Raw genomic sequence first — 15278 nt, forward strand, 5'->3', positions numbered from 1 at the left:
CACCATCTCACGGGGCTTAACCCCGGTTGATCGGTGAGGCAACTTTTCCAGCTTAGCTCAACCAGCGGCCCAATTCAAAATCGGGGTCCTGCTCGAGCTAGTGTGATCGCCAGGCGCTCGACGTCCTACCTCGTTTCCCTGGCCCTTGCCCAGCCTTTCGGCTCAGCGTGTCGGCCCCGGGTCGGTGTCCGTGTCGCTCTGACTCGAATAAAGTTACGTGTCGGTGTGCACGATGTCAAATCGCCTGGTCAGAAACGCTTTTCAGCGCGAGGGGATAGTCGTCTGCCGTTCACATGATCAATCCGCGGCGCCGACTCGCTCCACCTGACCACCCAACGCCTGCAGCTGCTCAACGAATTTCGGGTAGCCGCGATCGATATGGAAGACGTCGTGCACCTCGGTGGTGCCATCGGCAACCAGACCGGCAAGTACCAATCCGGCGCCGGCCCGAATATCCGACGACCACACGGGCGCACTCGACAACCGCGGAATTCCGCGTACCACCGCATGATGTCCGTCGGTGCGCGCATCGGCGCCTAGCCGGATCATCTCCTCCACGAAACGGAAGCGCGCCTCAAAGATGTTCTCGGTGATCATCGAGGTACCATCCGCGATCGCGGCGAGACCGATGGCCATCGGCTGCAGATCGGTCGGGAATCCCGGGAAAGGCAATGTCGAGAAATTCACCGCGCGCGGGCGATCGGCCTGGATCACCCGGAAACCGTCCGGTTCGAACGAAATACGCGCACCTGCGGAGCGCAATTTGTCCAGCACAAGGGACAGGTGCTTGGGGTTGATGCCGGAGACCCGGATATCGCCCATGGTCATCACCGCAGCGATTCCCCAGGTCGCGGCGACGATCCGGTCGCCGATCACCCGGTGCGTCGTCGGCCGCAGGCGCTCGACCCCCTGAATTGTGAGCACCGACGTGCCCGCGCCACTGATGCGCGCGCCCATCCGAACGAGCATGTTGCACAGATCGACGATGTCGGGCTCCCTGGCCGCGTTATCGATGACCGTCTCCCCCTCGGCCAGTACGGCCGCCATGAGGATGTTCTCGGTCGCGCCCACCGAAGGAAAGTCCAGCCTGATCCGCGCACCCTGCAGTTCATCCGCGCGCGCCACCACGCAACCGTGCTCGATTTCGCTGGTCGCGCCGAGGAGCCGCAGACCGGCCTGATGCATATCCAAAGGCCGTGAGCCGATCGCATCACCGCCAGGCAGTGCGACAACGGCTCGCTTACACCGGGCCATCAGCGGACCGAGCACACAGACCGAAGCGCGGAACTGCGTGACCGCCGGAAAATCCGCGTGGTACTTGGGTTCCGCGGGTGTGTTGATCGTGACGACCGACCCATTGATGGTGACGTCGCAGCCGAGGCCGCGCAACACATCACCCATCAACGGCACATCGAGGATGTCCGGGCAGTTCGTAATGGTGGTCATGCCTTCGGCCAGCAATGCAGCCGCCATCAACTTGAGGACGCTGTTCTTCGCACCCCCGACCGCGACCTCACCGACGAGTCGATTCCCGCCAGTAACCAAAAACCGTTCCATGCCGCCTCTCCGCGTATTCGGCGCACTGTTGGTGCAAAGGATAGTGGCGTTGCGGGCCGGGGGTAGCAGTGCCAGGGGTATATCCAGGTAACTGGGACGCCTTCGGGGGTGTCCAGCAACTTTTGCGTGTCTCGTGCCGCCCCTATTTACCGGCGGACGGTCGGTGATACTCCTGTGCGGGGTCTCGCTCAGAAGTTACCCACACCTGGACAGATCAGTCGCGCGGATCGGACAGTTCACGAACCACCTTGTTCGCCGCCAGGCTTCCACAACACGTCGCCGCCCGGGTTGGCGACACGGCTGAGGATGAACAGCAGGTCAGAGAGGCGGTTCAAGTACTTCGCCGGAAGAATATTCGTATCGTCCGGATTCGCCTGCACCGCGGCCCATGCCGAACGCTCCGCGCGCCGCGCCACCGTACGGGCGGTGTGCAGCAGGGCGGCAAGCGGCGTGCCACCGGGCAGAATGAACGAATTCAGTGCGGGCAGTTCGGCATTGAACTGATCGCACCAGGCTTCGAGGCGGTCGATATACGGCTGGGTGATGCGCAGCGGCGGATACTTCGGCTCCTCGACCACCGGGGTCGAAAGATCGGCGCCCGCATCGAACAGATCGTTCTGCACCTGCCGCAATACCTTCAGCAACTCCGGACCGGGGTCACCGAGCGCGACGGCCACACCGATGGCGGCATTGGTCTCGTCACAGTCGGCGTAAGCGACGAGCCGTGGATCGGTTTTGGCCACCCGCGAGAAATCGCTGAGGCCAGTCGTTCCATCGTCGCCGGTCCGCGTATAGATCCGCGTCAGGTGCACATTCACGAGTTCAGCCTAGAGTCCGGGGAGCCGGCGGGTGCGATCCGACGGTCGGGATTCGACCCAGGAGAGAAAGGCGGCCAGCGAACCGCGATCCAATGCCAGTTCGTAATTGCCGTCATTATCGGAAACCGCGGTCACCGCGATCTCGTCGGTCATGATGTCGTATTCGTCGCCACGCGGGCCACGCCGATCACCGACCTCGATGCCCCGGCGTCGAATGGTGGAATCCGGGCCCAGTTTCAGACTGGAGAGTTTGTAAAAGACGAGGCGATCCTCGTCATATCGAATCAGGCCGTGCCGCCAGCCCTGGCCGCCGCGCGCGGGGAGCACCCGCAGAATCGCGGCGGTGCCGCCGCGGCGCAACATGATCAGTCGGTACGTGGAGGCCAACGCCAAGAGAACGAGCGTGAGCACCAGAATGATCAGGAGAACCATCCCGGTCTGCAATGCCGTTCGTCCCTTCGTTCCGCCGCCGAGTCGACGACGCGGTAATTCGATAGCAGTGTTCGCACGCCCTCCGGGGCTACGCAGACCGCCCCCGCCGGGCCTGATGCTTACATCGCGTCCGGCCATTCAACCATGGCCCCGAGTTTACAAATGGTCGGGCCTTGTCTTTGCAGATTCGAAGCCGGAAACGGCGCTGTCGGCGGCGAATACCTTCGCCGCCGACAGCGCCGAGCTATCGGGTTGTACCCAATCCTGGTGCGGTCCTACGCCTTCGCCTCTTCGACCGCGCGCACCTGGCCCTGGGCCGCGATCTTCGCCTCCTCAGAGGCATCGGCGTCCGCCAGCACCCGACGGGCCGCCTCTATGTCGATCTCATCGGCGAACTCCGCGGATTCGGCCAGCACCCGGACCGAGGTCGCGGTCACCGAGAAGAACCCACCGTGCACCGCCGCGGTGATCCGCTCACCCTCGGTGGGCACGATGCTCACGATGCCGCCCTCGACCAGCTGGCCGAGCAGCGGCTCGTGACCCGCCATGATGCCGATCTGCCCCTCGGTGGTCTGCGCGCTGACGAACGTCGCCTGGCCGGACCAGAGCAGACGTTCGACGGCGACCAGATCAACTGACATCTCCGCCATAGGTGACTACTTTCCGGCGATCTTCTTCGCGGCCGCCTCGACGTCGTCGAGACCACCGCAGGAGTTGAACGCCTGCTCCGGGAAGTGGTCGAACTCGCCCTTGCAGACGCGGTCGAACGCCTCGATCGTGTCGGTCAGCGGCACCACCGAACCCGGCTGGCCGGTGAACTTCTCGGCCACGATGAAGTTCTGGCCGAGGAACTTCTCCAGACGACGGGCCCGGCCGACGAGGACCTTGTCCTCTTCGGAGAGCTCGTCCATGCCGAGGATGGCGATGATGTCCTGCAGTTCCTTGTACTTCTGCAGGATCCGCTTCACTTCGTTGGCGACCCGGAAGTGCTCCGCACCGACGATCGAGGCCTCCAAGATGCGGGAGGTCGAGGTCAGCGGGTCGACTGCCGGGTAGATGCCCTTCTGCGAGATCGGGCGGGAGAGCTCGGTCGTCGCATCGAGGTGGGCGAAGGTGGTCGCCGGGGCCGGGTCGGTGTAGTCGTCGGCGGGCACGTAGATGGCCTGCAGCGAGGTGATGGACCGACCACGGGTCGAGGTGATGCGCTCCTGCAGCTCACCCATTTCGTCGGCGAGCGTCGGCTGGTAACCGACGGCCGAGGGCATACGGCCGAGCAGGGTCGATACCTCGGAACCGGCCTGGGTGAACCGGAAGATGTTGTCGATGAACAGCAGCACGTCCTGGTGCTGCACGTCACGGAAGTACTCGGCCATGGTCAGGGCCGAGAGCGCGACGCGCATACGGGTGCCCGGCGGCTCGTCCATCTGGCCGAAGACGAGGGCGGTGTCCTGGAGCACGCCCATCTCTTCCATTTCCAGGTGCAGGTCGGTGCCCTCACGGGTGCGCTCACCGACGCCGGCGAACACCGACGTACCGGAGAACTCACGCGCGATACGGGTGATCATCTCCTGGATCAGCACGGTCTTGCCGACACCGGCACCACCGAACAGACCGATCTTGCCGCCCTTCACATATGGGGTCAGCAAGTCGATGACCTTGATACCGGTCTCGAGGATCTCGGTCTTGCCCTCGAGCTGGTCGAAGCTCGGCGGCTTGCGGTGGATGCCCCACTGCTCGCCGTCGCGGCCGGTGCCCGGCGCGTCGAGGCAGTCGCCGAGCGCGTTGAAGACGTGGCCCTTGACGACGTCACCGACGGGCACCGAGATCGGCTTGCCAGTGTCGGTGACGGTGGCACCGCGGACCAGACCATCGGTGGGCTGCATCGAGATGGTGCGCACGATGTTGTCACCGAGGTGCTGGGCGACCTCGAGGGTCAGGGTCTTGGCCACCGACGTCAGGGTGATCTCGGCGTGCAGAGCGTTGAACAGCTCAGGGATAGAACCCCGCGGGAACTCGACGTCCACGACGGGGCCGATGACGCGGACGACGCGACCTGTTTTCGCGCCGGTCCGGCTCTCTTGTGTGACTGCTGCGGTCATTTTTCTCTTCCGTGTCCTATTCGCGGCCTTCGGGGGCCCTCCGTGGTTACGCTGCGCTTCCGCCTCCGGGCCCTGACCTCAGGCCGCGGGCAGCCGTTAGTCGCGGTCCGAGCTCGAAGCCAGCGCGTTCACGCCGCCGACGATTTCGCTGATTTCCTGCGTGATCTGGGCCTGTCGCACCGAATTCGCCTGCCGGGTAAGCACATTGGCCAGTTCGTTGGCGTTGTCGGTGGCTGCCTTCATTGCGGTGCGCCGAGCCGCGGACTCGGATGCCGCTGCCTCGAGCAACGATGAGTAGATGCGCGTGTTGATGTACTTGGGCAGCAGCGCCGCCAACAGCACATCGGCATCGGGCTCGAACTCGTACTGCGCGGTGAGTTCCGCGGTCGGCGAGTCGGTGAAGCTGTCCTCACCCATGTCGAATTCTTCGTCGACGTAGCTGACCTGAATCGGGGCCAGACGACGGACCTCGGGGGTCTGGGTCAACATCGAGACGAAACGGGTGTACACGATGTGCAACTCGTCGACGCCCTCGATATTGCCTACCCCATTCGGGGCCGGAATCTCGAGCTCGGAGCCCGCCATGAACGCATCCACCAGGTGGTGGCACGCGGCCGAGGCATCGTTGTACTTCGGCTGCTGGGAGAACCCGGTCCACGCACTGACCACCGGCCGATTGCGGAAGGTGTAGTACGTGAGGCCCTTATTACCCATGACGTACAGCACCGGCTCCTTGCCCTCACCGCGCAGGGTGACCATGAGCTCCTCGGCGCGCTTGAGCACGTTCGAGTTGTAGCCACCACACATGCCGCTGTCACTGGTGATCACCAGGACGGCGGCGCGGCGCGGGTTGGCACGCTCGGTCAGCAGCGGGTGCGACAGACTCGTCGACGCGCTCGCCAGTTCGCTGAGGACCTTGGTGATCTCCTCGGCGAACGGCTTCGCGGCCGCAACCCTGGCCTGGGCCTTGGAGATTCGCGAGGTCGCGATCAGCTCCTGGGCCTTGGTGATCTTCTTGATCGAACTCACACCACGAATGCGGGAGCGCAATTCACGCAAGCTTGCCATCAGCGGTTCACACTCCCTTCATTCGACGGTATCGGATTGCAGCATTCGCGGGGCACTGCGTGGCTACGCAAGCTACCGCCTCCGTGCCCGTCGCTCATGCCGCGGATCGAATAGCGCATCAGCCAGCTCTCGATTACTTCTCGACGTGCTTACGGGTCACCGACAGCGATTCGACCTCTTCGTGGTCGAGTTCGCCGGCGGCGGCCTCGTTCACGACGCGCGAGCCATCGGAAGCGAGGAAGCCCTGCTTGAACTTGTCGGTGGCCGCCTTGATGGCATCGCCGTTCTCGCTGTCGAGGACCTTGCCGCCCGCGATCGACTTGAAGGCGTCGGCCGCGCTGCGGTGCAGATCCTCGAGCAGTTCCGCGTTGAAGCGACGGATGTCGGCAACCGGAACCGAGTCGAAGTAGCCGGCGTCGACCAGGAAGATCGAGACGATCTGGTCCTCTACCGGAACGGGCGAGTACTGGTCCTGCTTGAGCAGCTCGACCCAGCGGGCACCGCGCTCCAGCTGCGCGAGGGAGGCGGCGTCGAGGTCGGAGGCGAACGCGGAGAACGCCTCCAGCTCGCGGTACTGCGCCATTTCCAGACGTAGCGAACCGGCGACCTTCTTCATGCCCTTGGTCTGGGCGGCGCCACCGACACGGGAGACCGAGGTACCGACGTTGATCGCCGGACGAACACCCTTGTTGAACAGGTCGGACTCGAGGAAGACCTGGCCGTCGGTGATGGAGATGACGTTGGTCGGGATGAACGCCGAGATGTCGTTGGCCTTGGTCTCGATGATCGGCAGACCCGTCATCGAGCCGGCGCCCATCTCGTCGGACAGCTTCGCGCAGCGCTCGAGTAGACGCGAGTGCAGGTAGAAGACGTCACCCGGGTACGCCTCGCGGCCCGGCGGGCGACGCAGCAGCAGCGAGATGGCGCGGTACGCCTCGGCCTGCTTGGTCAGGTCGTCGAACACGATCAGGACGTGCTTGCCCTGGTACATCCAGTGCTGGCCGATGGCCGAACCGGTGTAGGGCGCAAGCCATTTGAAGCCGGCCGAGTCCGACGCGGGGGCGGCGACGATGGTGGTGTACTCCATCGCACCGTGCGATTCCAGCGCGGTCTTCACGCCCGCGATGGTGGAACCCTTCTGGCCGATCGCGACGTAGATGCAGCGAACCTGCTTGGTCGGGTCGCCGGTCTCCCAGTTCGCCTTCTGCGCCAGGATCGCGTCGATGCAGACCGCGGTCTTACCGGTCTTGCGGTCGCCGATGATCAGCTGACGCTGACCACGACCGATGGCGGTCAGGGCGTCGATGGCGGTGATGCCGGTGGCCAGCGGCTCCTCGACCGGCTGCCGCTGCAGCACGGTCGCGGCCTGCAGCTCGAGCACGCGCTGCTCTTCGGACTCGATCTCGCCGAGGCCGTCGATCGGCTGGCCGAGCGGGTTGACCACGCGGCCGAGGAACTTGTCACCGACGGGGACCGAGAGCACGTCGCCGGTGCGGCGAACCTGCTGGCCCTCTTCGATTTCCGCGAACTCACCGAGGATGACCGCACCGATCTCACGGTCCTCGAGGTTCAGCGCGACGCCGAGCACACCACCCGGGAACTCGAGCAATTCATTGGCCATCGCCGAGGGCAGGCCGCTGACGTGCGCGATGCCGTCGCTGGTGTCGGTGACGACACCGACTTCTTCGATGGAGGTTTCCGGGGTATAGCTCTGGGTGTAGCTCTCGATCGCGCTACGGATCTCATCGGTGGAGATCGTCAGCTCCGCCATAGTCTTCCTGCTCTCGCTGTCTGGTGTGAATGTCGGGGGAGGTGGGTCGTCAGGCCACAGCGCTGCGCTATGAGGCCAGGGCCCGACGCAGCCGTTCCAAGCGGCCGGTGGCGCTACCGTCGATCAGGTCGTCGCCGACCCGTACCACGACGCCGGTCAGCAGACTCGGATCGACCTGCACGTGCACCGTGACGGGCTTGCCGTAGATGCGCTGCAACGACGCCCCGAGGTGGTCGCGCTGCTGGTCGGTCAGCGCGACCGCAGCGCGTACATGCGCGACGATCTGATCGCGCCGCGCGGCCGCGAGATCGGACAACTCGCCGAACGCGCCGCCGATATTCGTCGACCGGGTGACCACCTGGTCCGCCAGGGTCCGGGTGATGGTCTCGGTCTTGCCCGCCAGCAGCCGATCGATCAGTTCGCGCTTGGCCGCCGCGGGCTTCGCACGATCCGAAAGTGCCTGCTCCAGTTCGGGATTGTCGCCGATGATCCGGCCGAGCCGGAACAATTCGTCCTCGACCGCCCCGAGTCGTCCGCTGTCGGCAGCGGACTCCAGCAACGCCTCCTGGCCGAGCAACACCAGGGTGTCGACCAAATCGGCGGTGCGCGACCAGTTCTGGGCCACCGCGGTGGTCAGCACCGCCAGGGCGGCGGGGCTGACCTTGCCGCTGAAGACCCGTTCGCTGAGTTCGGCGCGCGCCGAGCCGGGCACCGACACGTCCGCGAGCGCAACACGCAGCGAACGCTGGTCGTCCAGCACGGCGACAACGGCGAACAGTTCCGACCCCGTCGTGGCCGCAACACTGTCGCTTCCGGTCAGAGCGGCCCGAAGCGCCTCCCGTGCCCGGGAGCTTGCCTCGCGGCTCGCTGCGTACATGCTTCTCACTTTCACTGTGTCCGATCCTGCCTGATCGGGGCGGCCTGCGTGGTTACGCTCCGCTTCCGCCTCCGGCCGCTGACCCGCTCAGGCATGGCTACCTTCCGACCCCGATGCCGGCATTCGACTGATCGAGTTCGGACAGGAACCGGTCGATCGATGCCGCTTGCTTAGCTTCGTCCGAAACCGATTGCCCGATAATCTTTTCGGCCAAATCGACGGCGGTTTTGCCGACTTCGGCACGAAGCTCGGTCAGGATCTGCTGGCGCTGAGCTTCCAGCTGGCTGTGACCGGCAGCGACGATGCGGTCGCTTTCGGCCTGGGCTTCCGCGCGCATCTGCGCGAGGATCTGCTGGCCCTGGGTGCGTGCGTCCTCACGGATGCGCGCGGCCTCGAGCCGGGCGTCGGCCAACTGCTGCTGGTATTGCTGCAGCGTCAGCTGGGCTTCTTCCTGCGCGGCCTCGGCCCGCTGAATTCCACCCTCGATCTTGTCCGTACGTTCATCCAACACCTTGATGAGGCGCGGTATGACGTACTTGTAGAAAATGGCGCCGACGATCGCGATGCAGACCACCGACCAGACAATGTCGTAGGTCTCGGGGAGGAGGGGATTGATGTCCTCCCCTGTCCCTGCGGCGAGCATAGAAAGCGTGCTCATGGCAATCTCAGAAGATGAAGCCGGCGACGAGGCCGATCAGCGCCAGGGCCTCGGTGAATGCGATACCGAGGAACATGTTGGTGCGGATGGTGCCCATCAGCTCGGGTTGACGGGCAATACCCTCGATGGCCTTACCGACAACGATGCCCACACCGATGCCCGGGCCGATGGCGGCCAGGCCGTAGCCGATGGCGCCGAAGCCCTTGAACTTCTCCGACGTGGTCGCGGCTTCCTGGGCCAGGTACGCGAGGCTCATGAGTCTTTCATTCCCTTTCTGTTGCACACCCGCCGGGCGGCGCGGTGTCGCAGATATCCGGTAGTTGTGCGGTCAGTGCGAATCAGCGTGTTGGGCGAGTCCGATGTAAACGGCGGTCAGCAGGGCGAAAACGTAGGCCTGCAGGAAGATGACCAGCATTTCGAACAGCGTGAACCCGAGTCCGGCCAGCAGCGAGAACGGTGAGAACACCTTCATCCAGGCCACGGCGTCGAACAAGAAGAACCAGGTGGCGCTGAAGAACAGCACCAGCATGATGTGGCCGGCCAGCATATTCGCCATGAGTCGGACGGTCAGCGTGAACGGACGCAGGATGAACGTCGAGACGAACTCGATCGGAATCAGCAACACATGCAATGCGGGCGGAACATTCGGAACGACGACGCTGCTGCGCATATAGGTGAGGAACCCGTACTTCTTGATACCCACGAAGTTGAACGCGAGGTACGCGATGAGGGCCAGCACCAGCGGCATGCCGATTCGGGCGTTCGACGAGATGTTCAGCCCCGGAATGATGCCGGAGAAGTTGAGAAAGAGCACCGCGAAGAAGATCGTCGCGATCAATGGGAAGTATTTGCGACCGGATTCCTTGCCGAGCACCTCGTCACAGATCTGATCCTTGACGAAGACCAAACCGGTTTCGGCGATGTTCTGCAGACCGCGCGGAACGATGCGAGGATTGCGGAATGCCAGCACCATGACCAGCACCAGCACGGCGGTCATCAACAGCCGGATCAGCATCAAACGGTCGAGTTCGAACGGCGTACCCTCGAACAGCACTGCTGGAGGGAAGAAGTCGGACAGCGATGGCGCGTGGAACTCGCCCGCCAAAGTGGTGACGCTCAGCGTTCTCTCCCGTGTTCGGGCCGCGGGTACGGTCATTCCCGCGGTTCGATCGGACATTGACGATCAATTGGGTCGACTCAGGTCGGCTCGAAAATTCGTCAGCAGCTGTGCGGCAATCCGCATGGGCGTCTGTACGTAGTGTCGGCGACATTCGTCGACATGCAGAACCGGAATCTCTCGGAGCCCGGTACGGCAGTAAGCATAGCTGCCACTCGGCGGGATCTCGGTGATCCCCCCGCACTTGGCCGCTTGCTTACCAACACTTTACCAAGTTATCTACGACAACGTGTAGGTGGGTGCGATTATTGCTGCGCAGAGGGCGAATCGGACTCACCGGTCGGTACGTTTACGTACGGAACCTTCTGCCGCAGAACACCGTACGTCTCCGCGCCGAGCACGATGAGCAAGGAGCCGACAACCGTCAGGAACAGCGCCATCCGGTCGTAGAAGTCGAACCGCTGCAGCACCGCGATCACGATCATCGCGACCAGTAGCTTGCCCACCCAACTCACCAGCATGATCAGGCCCGCGGTGCTCGGCGGCAGCTTCGCGCCGAACAGCACCACAGCCGCGGTGGTGAGAATGAAGCCGCCGCCGATGGCCGCACCGAGCAGTGCCCCCCAGAGTCCGGACAGGCCCGCGACGGCGGAGGCGATGGGCACCGAGAGCACCACCAATACGGCCAGACCGATCACGCCGTAGCGCAGCGCCGCCTTCAGCGGGGCATCGGGACCGGGGACGGGGTTGATGAGACTCACGACCGCGCCTCGTCGGCACTCGGCTCCGTCGTTCCGCTGGAGGCCGTGTTTATGGTTCGCTCGCTCACGACCTGAACCTTACCTGGGCCTTGCATTACGAATCCGCGGGCTCCTTGCGCCGCAGGCCCGGTATCGCGGTCACCACCAGCGCGAAAACCAGCCCGCCCGCCATCATCAACACCACAATCCGACGATCATGGATCAGCGAAGTTCCGACGGCGCCGAAGGCGAGCACGCCGACCCACAAATAGATCACCAGCACAACGCGACGGTGCGAATGCCCGATCTGCAACAGCCGGTGATGCAAGTGCATTTTGTCCGGCGTCGAGAAACTCACACCGGCGCGAACCCGGCGCACGATCGCCAACAGCAGATCCAATACCGGAATGAACATCACCGCGCCGACGAGCAGCAGCGGCGAAAGCAGACCGATGATGTCGCGAGGTCCATAGCCCGCCAAATTGATTCGGCCCGAGGCGCCCGTCGACACCGCGGCCAGCATGAGTCCGATCAACATCGAACCGGAATCGCCCATGAATATCCGGGCCGGCGAAAAGTTGTGTGGCAGAAATCCCATACAGGCGCCCGCGAGCGCGGCGGCGAGCAGGGCGGGCGGATAAGTGTCGACCGAACCGCCCTGGCTGTAGAGCAGTCCGACAGTGAATACGAAGACCGCGCCCGCGCAGATCAGACCCAGCCCGGCCGCGAGACCGTCGAGACCGTCGACGAAATTCATCGCGTTGACGAGAGTCACCGTGATACCGACGGTGACCAGACCGCCCTGCAGCGCGTCCAGCACCACCGTCGTGTCGTTGAACGGGTTGTAGATGACGTACCAGCTCAGGCCCATGACCGCCATCACACCGGCGGCGGTGACCTGACCCGCGAATTTGGTCAGCGCATCCAGGCCCCAGCGGTCGTCGACGATACCGACGAGCACGATGAGCGTGGCCGCGACCAGCACCGCCGGAATATCCGGCGCGTAATCGAAACCCCTTCGCAGCGCGGGCAATTGGTGCGCGAACAGCACGGCCGCAACCACCCCGATATACATGCCGACACCGCCCATTCGGGGAATCGGCTTGACGTGCACATCGCGCTCGCGCGGCACCGCCACCGCGCCGAAAGCGATGGCGAGCACCCGAATTCCACCGGTGGCCAGGAAGGTCACCGTGCCCGAGATGAGTAGCACGAGCAGCAGCTCGCGCAAGGGAACTACCGCACCCGAACCGATCATCCGATTATCTGATCCGCCATACGATCACTGCGTCCCGAAGTCACCGCGTTGCGACGCTGGTCAGCGCCTCCGGAGACATCCCGAGCACATCGGCGATATCACCGACCGACACCGCACCGGAGCGCAGGATGCGCGGCTGATCCGCGGTCAGGTCGACGATGGTGGACGCGACCGCTTGTTCGGCCGGGCCCCCGTCGAGATAGACGCCGACCAGATCGCCGAGCTGATCGCGCGCCTCGGCGGCTGTTTTAGCGGGCGGCTGTCCGGAGACATTGGCACTCGAGACAGCCAGCGGGCCGACCTCGCGCAGCAGTTCCAGCGCGACCGGGTGCAGCGGCATCCGCAGCATTACTGTGCCACGGGTGTCACCGAGGTCCCAGGCCAGCGAAGGCGCCTGCTGCACAACAAGACTCAGCCCACCGGGCCAGAATGCCCGGATCAGCTCGCGGGCCTGCGGGCGCACCGAGAACACCAGACCGTCGATGGTGTGCCAGGAGCCGACCAGCACCGGTACCGGCATATCGCGACCTCGCCGCTTGGCGGCGAGCAGATCGCTCACCGCGGTGGCATCGAAGGCATCGGCGGCCAGGCCGTACAAGGTATCGGTCGGTAGTACGACCAGCCGTCCGGATTTCAAGGCACTGGTGGCCGCGGTCAGTCCGGCGGCACGCGAGTCGGGATCCGCGCAGTTGTAGACGGTACTCACGGCCACCATCCTGTCACGCGGGCCAGTCGATGCCACCATCACGGGGGTTGGTTGCCTCCGGTGACCGCGACCGCGAGTCGAATGCACGCTTTTCGAGCGGCCGAGAACCATCACTGCGAGCCGCCGCGGCGACTCGGTCCGCACAGCGCGAACCGACGTGGTGAACGCGAGCCGAATCAGCTCCGGGTGGCGGCGACGAAACGGGGCTTACCGGCGAGGTCGGGATGCTCGACAATGTCGTTGAAGTCACCCTGTTCGGCCAGCGCGGCGGCCAGATCGGTGCCATTGGTGTCGTCGTGCTCGATGGCACAGCAGCCGCCGGGGCGGAGCAGGCGGGTGATGGTGGGAATCATGCGACGGATGACATCCAGTCCGTCCGGACCGCCGAAGAGCGCCAGATGCGGATCATGATCGACGACCTCGGGATCGAGTTCGACGCCTTCGGGGATGTACGGCGGATTTGTGACGACGAGATCGACCGCACCGTTCAGTTCGGTGAGCAGATCCGGGTCGGTGACATCGTCGGCGTAGAGGGTGATCGGAGTGTCGCCCTCGGCAATGCGCAAATCGGCATTGCGGCGCGCCCATAGCAGGGCGGCCGGATCTAATTCGATCGCGTGCACATTCGCATCCGGGCGGGCCTGAGCAATAGCAAGGGCCAGCGCTCCCGAGCCGGTGCAGAGATCGACGACGACCGGCGTGTGATCATGCGGCAACGCTTCCAACTGCGCCAAAGCCCAGGCGAACAGTAGCTCGGTCTCGGGACGCGGCACGAAAACGCCGGGACCGACCACGAGTTCGATCTCACCGATCGCCGCGGTACCGGTCAGGTGCTGCAGCGGGATTCGCTGCGCGCGCCGGGCGACCAGTGCGCGAAATTCCTCCAACAGCTCCGGCGCGACCAGCGGGGTCAGCGCCAGCCTGGTCCGCTCGACGCCGAGCAGGTGGGCGGCCAAATGCTCGGCATCGGCCTGCGGGCTGTGCACGCCTGCCGCCCGCAGAGTTTCGACCGCCTCGTTGATGGCCGGACGCAATGCCACACGCGTCATGGACTCGTCCGCCTTTACTCGGCGGCCATTCGGGCTTCGCGATCCGCCTTGCCGAGGGCATCCAGGAGTGCGTCCATATCACCGTCGAGTACCGCGTCCAGGTTGTGCGCCTTGAAGCCGATGCGGTGATCGGTGATGCGGTTTTCCGGGAAGTTATAGGTGCGGACGCGCTCGGAGCGGTCCACGGTGCGGATCTGCGAGGCCCGGCCCGCGGCGGCTTCCTGATCGGCCTGCTCCTCGGCGAGCGCCTGCAGTCGAGCCGCGAGCACCTGCATGGCGCGGGCCTTGTTCTGCAGCTGAGATCTCTCGTTCTGGCAGGTCACCACGATGCCCGACGGCAGGTGGGTAATGCGGACCGCGGAGTCGGTGGTGTTGACACCCTGGCCGCCCTTGCCGGACGAGCGATAGACGTCGATGCGCAGATCCGATTCGTCGATCTGCACCTCTTCGACCTCATCCGGCTCCGGGTAGATCAGCACACCGACGGCCGAGGTGTGGATGCGGCCCTGCGATTCGGTCACCGGAACCCGCTGGACGCGGTGCACGCCGCCCTCGAATTTGAAGCGGGACCAGACACCGTCGCGCGCGGCGTCACGGCTCTTGATGGAAATGGTCGCATCCTTGTAGCCGCCCAGGTCGGAGATGTTCACATCGAGAATCTCGACCTTCCAGCCATGCCGCTCGGCATAGCGGACGTACATGCGGGCCAGATCCGAGGCGAACAGCGCTGATTCCTCGCCGCCCTCACCGGATTTCACCTCCAGCACCACATCGTCGCCGTCGTGCGGGTCGCGTGGAGCGAGCAGATCCGCGAGGGTCTGCTCCAACTCGACGACCTGTTGTTCCAAGCCTGGCACCTCGGCGGCGAACGATGCGTCGTCGGCCGCGAGCTCCTGTGCGGCAGCAAGATCCTCGCGCGCGGTCTTCAGCTTGTTGTAGGTGGCCATGACCGGGGCCAGCTCGGCGAACCGCTTGCCGACCCGGCGCGCGGCACCCGGATCGTTGTGCAGCGCCGGATCGGCGAGCTGCGTCTCCAGGCCCGCGTGCTCGGCCAGAATGTCATCGATCGCGGACGGTTGCGTCACGGTGCTTCCTCTCTTTATCCGTACTGGCCACACAAAAGCGCCG

Annotated in this window: 16 protein-coding genes; all 16 read right to left on the reverse strand. The window is 64.6% G+C overall.

Annotation, left to right across the window (positions count from 1 at the left end):
- Positions 1 to 297: 297 nt before the first annotated feature.
- Complete coding sequence (gene murA / locus ACW2Q0_RS29635; protein ID WP_457194222.1) at positions 298 to 1557, reverse strand: UDP-N-acetylglucosamine 1-carboxyvinyltransferase; 1260 nt, start codon at positions 1555 to 1557, stop codon at positions 298 to 300.
- 236 nt (positions 1558 to 1793) lie between these two features.
- Positions 1794 to 2375: a cob(I)yrinic acid a,c-diamide adenosyltransferase gene (locus tag ACW2Q0_RS29640; RefSeq protein WP_457194223.1), complete on the reverse strand. Its 582-nt coding sequence runs from the start codon at positions 2373 to 2375 to the stop codon at positions 1794 to 1796.
- A 9-nt stretch (positions 2376 to 2384) separates the two neighbouring features.
- Complete coding sequence (locus ACW2Q0_RS29645; protein ID WP_457194224.1) at positions 2385 to 2807, reverse strand: DUF2550 domain-containing protein; 423 nt, start codon at positions 2805 to 2807, stop codon at positions 2385 to 2387.
- Between the two features lie 275 nt (positions 2808 to 3082).
- On the reverse strand, positions 3083 to 3457 hold the full coding sequence (locus ACW2Q0_RS29650; protein WP_062982621.1) for a F0F1 ATP synthase subunit epsilon: 375 nt from the start codon (positions 3455 to 3457) through the stop codon (positions 3083 to 3085).
- A 6-nt stretch (positions 3458 to 3463) separates the two neighbouring features.
- Entirely contained in the window at positions 3464 to 4906 is a 1443-nt protein-coding gene (gene atpD, locus ACW2Q0_RS29655) for a F0F1 ATP synthase subunit beta (RefSeq protein ID WP_397031964.1), read from the reverse strand.
- 96 nt (positions 4907 to 5002) lie between these two features.
- Complete coding sequence (locus ACW2Q0_RS29660) at positions 5003 to 5974, reverse strand: F0F1 ATP synthase subunit gamma (protein ID WP_457194225.1); 972 nt, start codon at positions 5972 to 5974, stop codon at positions 5003 to 5005.
- Positions 5975 to 6107: 133 nt separating this feature from the next.
- Entirely contained in the window at positions 6108 to 7745 is a 1638-nt protein-coding gene (gene atpA, locus ACW2Q0_RS29665) for a F0F1 ATP synthase subunit alpha (RefSeq protein ID WP_457194226.1), read from the reverse strand.
- A 67-nt stretch (positions 7746 to 7812) separates the two neighbouring features.
- Positions 7813 to 8622, reverse strand: coding sequence for a F0F1 ATP synthase subunit delta (locus tag ACW2Q0_RS29670; protein WP_457194227.1), 810 nt, complete (start codon positions 8620 to 8622; stop codon positions 7813 to 7815).
- 97 nt (positions 8623 to 8719) lie between these two features.
- Positions 8720 to 9280, reverse strand: coding sequence for a F0F1 ATP synthase subunit B (locus tag ACW2Q0_RS29675; protein WP_457194228.1), 561 nt, complete (start codon positions 9278 to 9280; stop codon positions 8720 to 8722).
- A gap of 7 nt (positions 9281 to 9287) precedes the next feature.
- A complete protein-coding gene (locus ACW2Q0_RS29680) occupies positions 9288 to 9536 on the reverse strand; it encodes an ATP synthase F0 subunit C (protein ID WP_457194229.1) in 249 nt (82 codons plus the stop codon).
- Between the two features lie 72 nt (positions 9537 to 9608).
- On the reverse strand, positions 9609 to 10457 hold the full coding sequence (gene atpB / locus ACW2Q0_RS29685) for a F0F1 ATP synthase subunit A (protein ID WP_457194230.1): 849 nt from the start codon (positions 10455 to 10457) through the stop codon (positions 9609 to 9611).
- A gap of 245 nt (positions 10458 to 10702) precedes the next feature.
- Entirely contained in the window at positions 10703 to 11158 is a 456-nt protein-coding gene (locus ACW2Q0_RS29690) for a hypothetical protein (protein ID WP_457194231.1), read from the reverse strand.
- A 94-nt stretch (positions 11159 to 11252) separates the two neighbouring features.
- Complete coding sequence (locus ACW2Q0_RS29695) at positions 11253 to 12395, reverse strand: glycosyltransferase family 4 protein (protein ID WP_457194232.1); 1143 nt, start codon at positions 12393 to 12395, stop codon at positions 11253 to 11255.
- Positions 12396 to 12435: 40 nt separating this feature from the next.
- Positions 12436 to 13101 (reverse strand): L-threonylcarbamoyladenylate synthase, encoded by a 666-nt coding sequence (locus ACW2Q0_RS29700; RefSeq protein ID WP_457194233.1) that lies wholly within the window; start codon positions 13099 to 13101, stop codon positions 12436 to 12438.
- A 176-nt stretch (positions 13102 to 13277) separates the two neighbouring features.
- On the reverse strand, positions 13278 to 14150 hold the full coding sequence (gene prmC, locus ACW2Q0_RS29705; RefSeq protein ID WP_457194234.1) for a peptide chain release factor N(5)-glutamine methyltransferase: 873 nt from the start codon (positions 14148 to 14150) through the stop codon (positions 13278 to 13280).
- 14 nt (positions 14151 to 14164) lie between these two features.
- Positions 14165 to 15235 (reverse strand): peptide chain release factor 1, encoded by a 1071-nt coding sequence (gene prfA, locus ACW2Q0_RS29710; RefSeq protein ID WP_457194235.1) that lies wholly within the window; start codon positions 15233 to 15235, stop codon positions 14165 to 14167.
- Positions 15236 to 15278 lie beyond the last annotated feature (43 nt).

The organism is Nocardia citri, assembly GCF_054065835.1.

Coding starts and splice junctions, on each gene's coding strand:
- prmC (WP_457194234.1), bottom strand. CDS start 14,150: ATGACGCGTGTGGCATTGCGTCCGGCCATCAACGAGGCGGTCGAAACT.
- ACW2Q0_RS29675 (WP_457194228.1), bottom strand. CDS start 9,280: ATGAGCACGCTTTCTATGCTCGCCGCAGGGACAGGGGAGGACATCAAT.
- ACW2Q0_RS29695 (WP_457194232.1), bottom strand. CDS start 12,395: ATGATCGGTTCGGGTGCGGTAGTTCCCTTGCGCGAGCTGCTGCTCGTG.
- ACW2Q0_RS29650 (WP_062982621.1), bottom strand. CDS start 3,457: ATGGCGGAGATGTCAGTTGATCTGGTCGCCGTCGAACGTCTGCTCTGG.
- ACW2Q0_RS29645 (WP_457194224.1), bottom strand. CDS start 2,807: ATGGTTCTCCTGATCATTCTGGTGCTCACGCTCGTTCTCTTGGCGTTG.
- murA (WP_457194222.1), bottom strand. CDS start 1,557: ATGGAACGGTTTTTGGTTACTGGCGGGAATCGACTCGTCGGTGAGGTC.
- atpD (WP_397031964.1), bottom strand. CDS start 4,906: ATGACCGCAGCAGTCACACAAGAGAGCCGGACCGGCGCGAAAACAGGT.
- ACW2Q0_RS29660 (WP_457194225.1), bottom strand. CDS start 5,974: ATGGCAAGCTTGCGTGAATTGCGCTCCCGCATTCGTGGTGTGAGTTCG.
- atpA (WP_457194226.1), bottom strand. CDS start 7,745: ATGGCGGAGCTGACGATCTCCACCGATGAGATCCGTAGCGCGATCGAG.
- ACW2Q0_RS29670 (WP_457194227.1), bottom strand. CDS start 8,622: ATGTACGCAGCGAGCCGCGAGGCAAGCTCCCGGGCACGGGAGGCGCTT.
- atpB (WP_457194230.1), bottom strand. CDS start 10,457: ATGTCCGATCGAACCGCGGGAATGACCGTACCCGCGGCCCGAACACGG.
- ACW2Q0_RS29680 (WP_457194229.1), bottom strand. CDS start 9,536: ATGAGCCTCGCGTACCTGGCCCAGGAAGCCGCGACCACGTCGGAGAAG.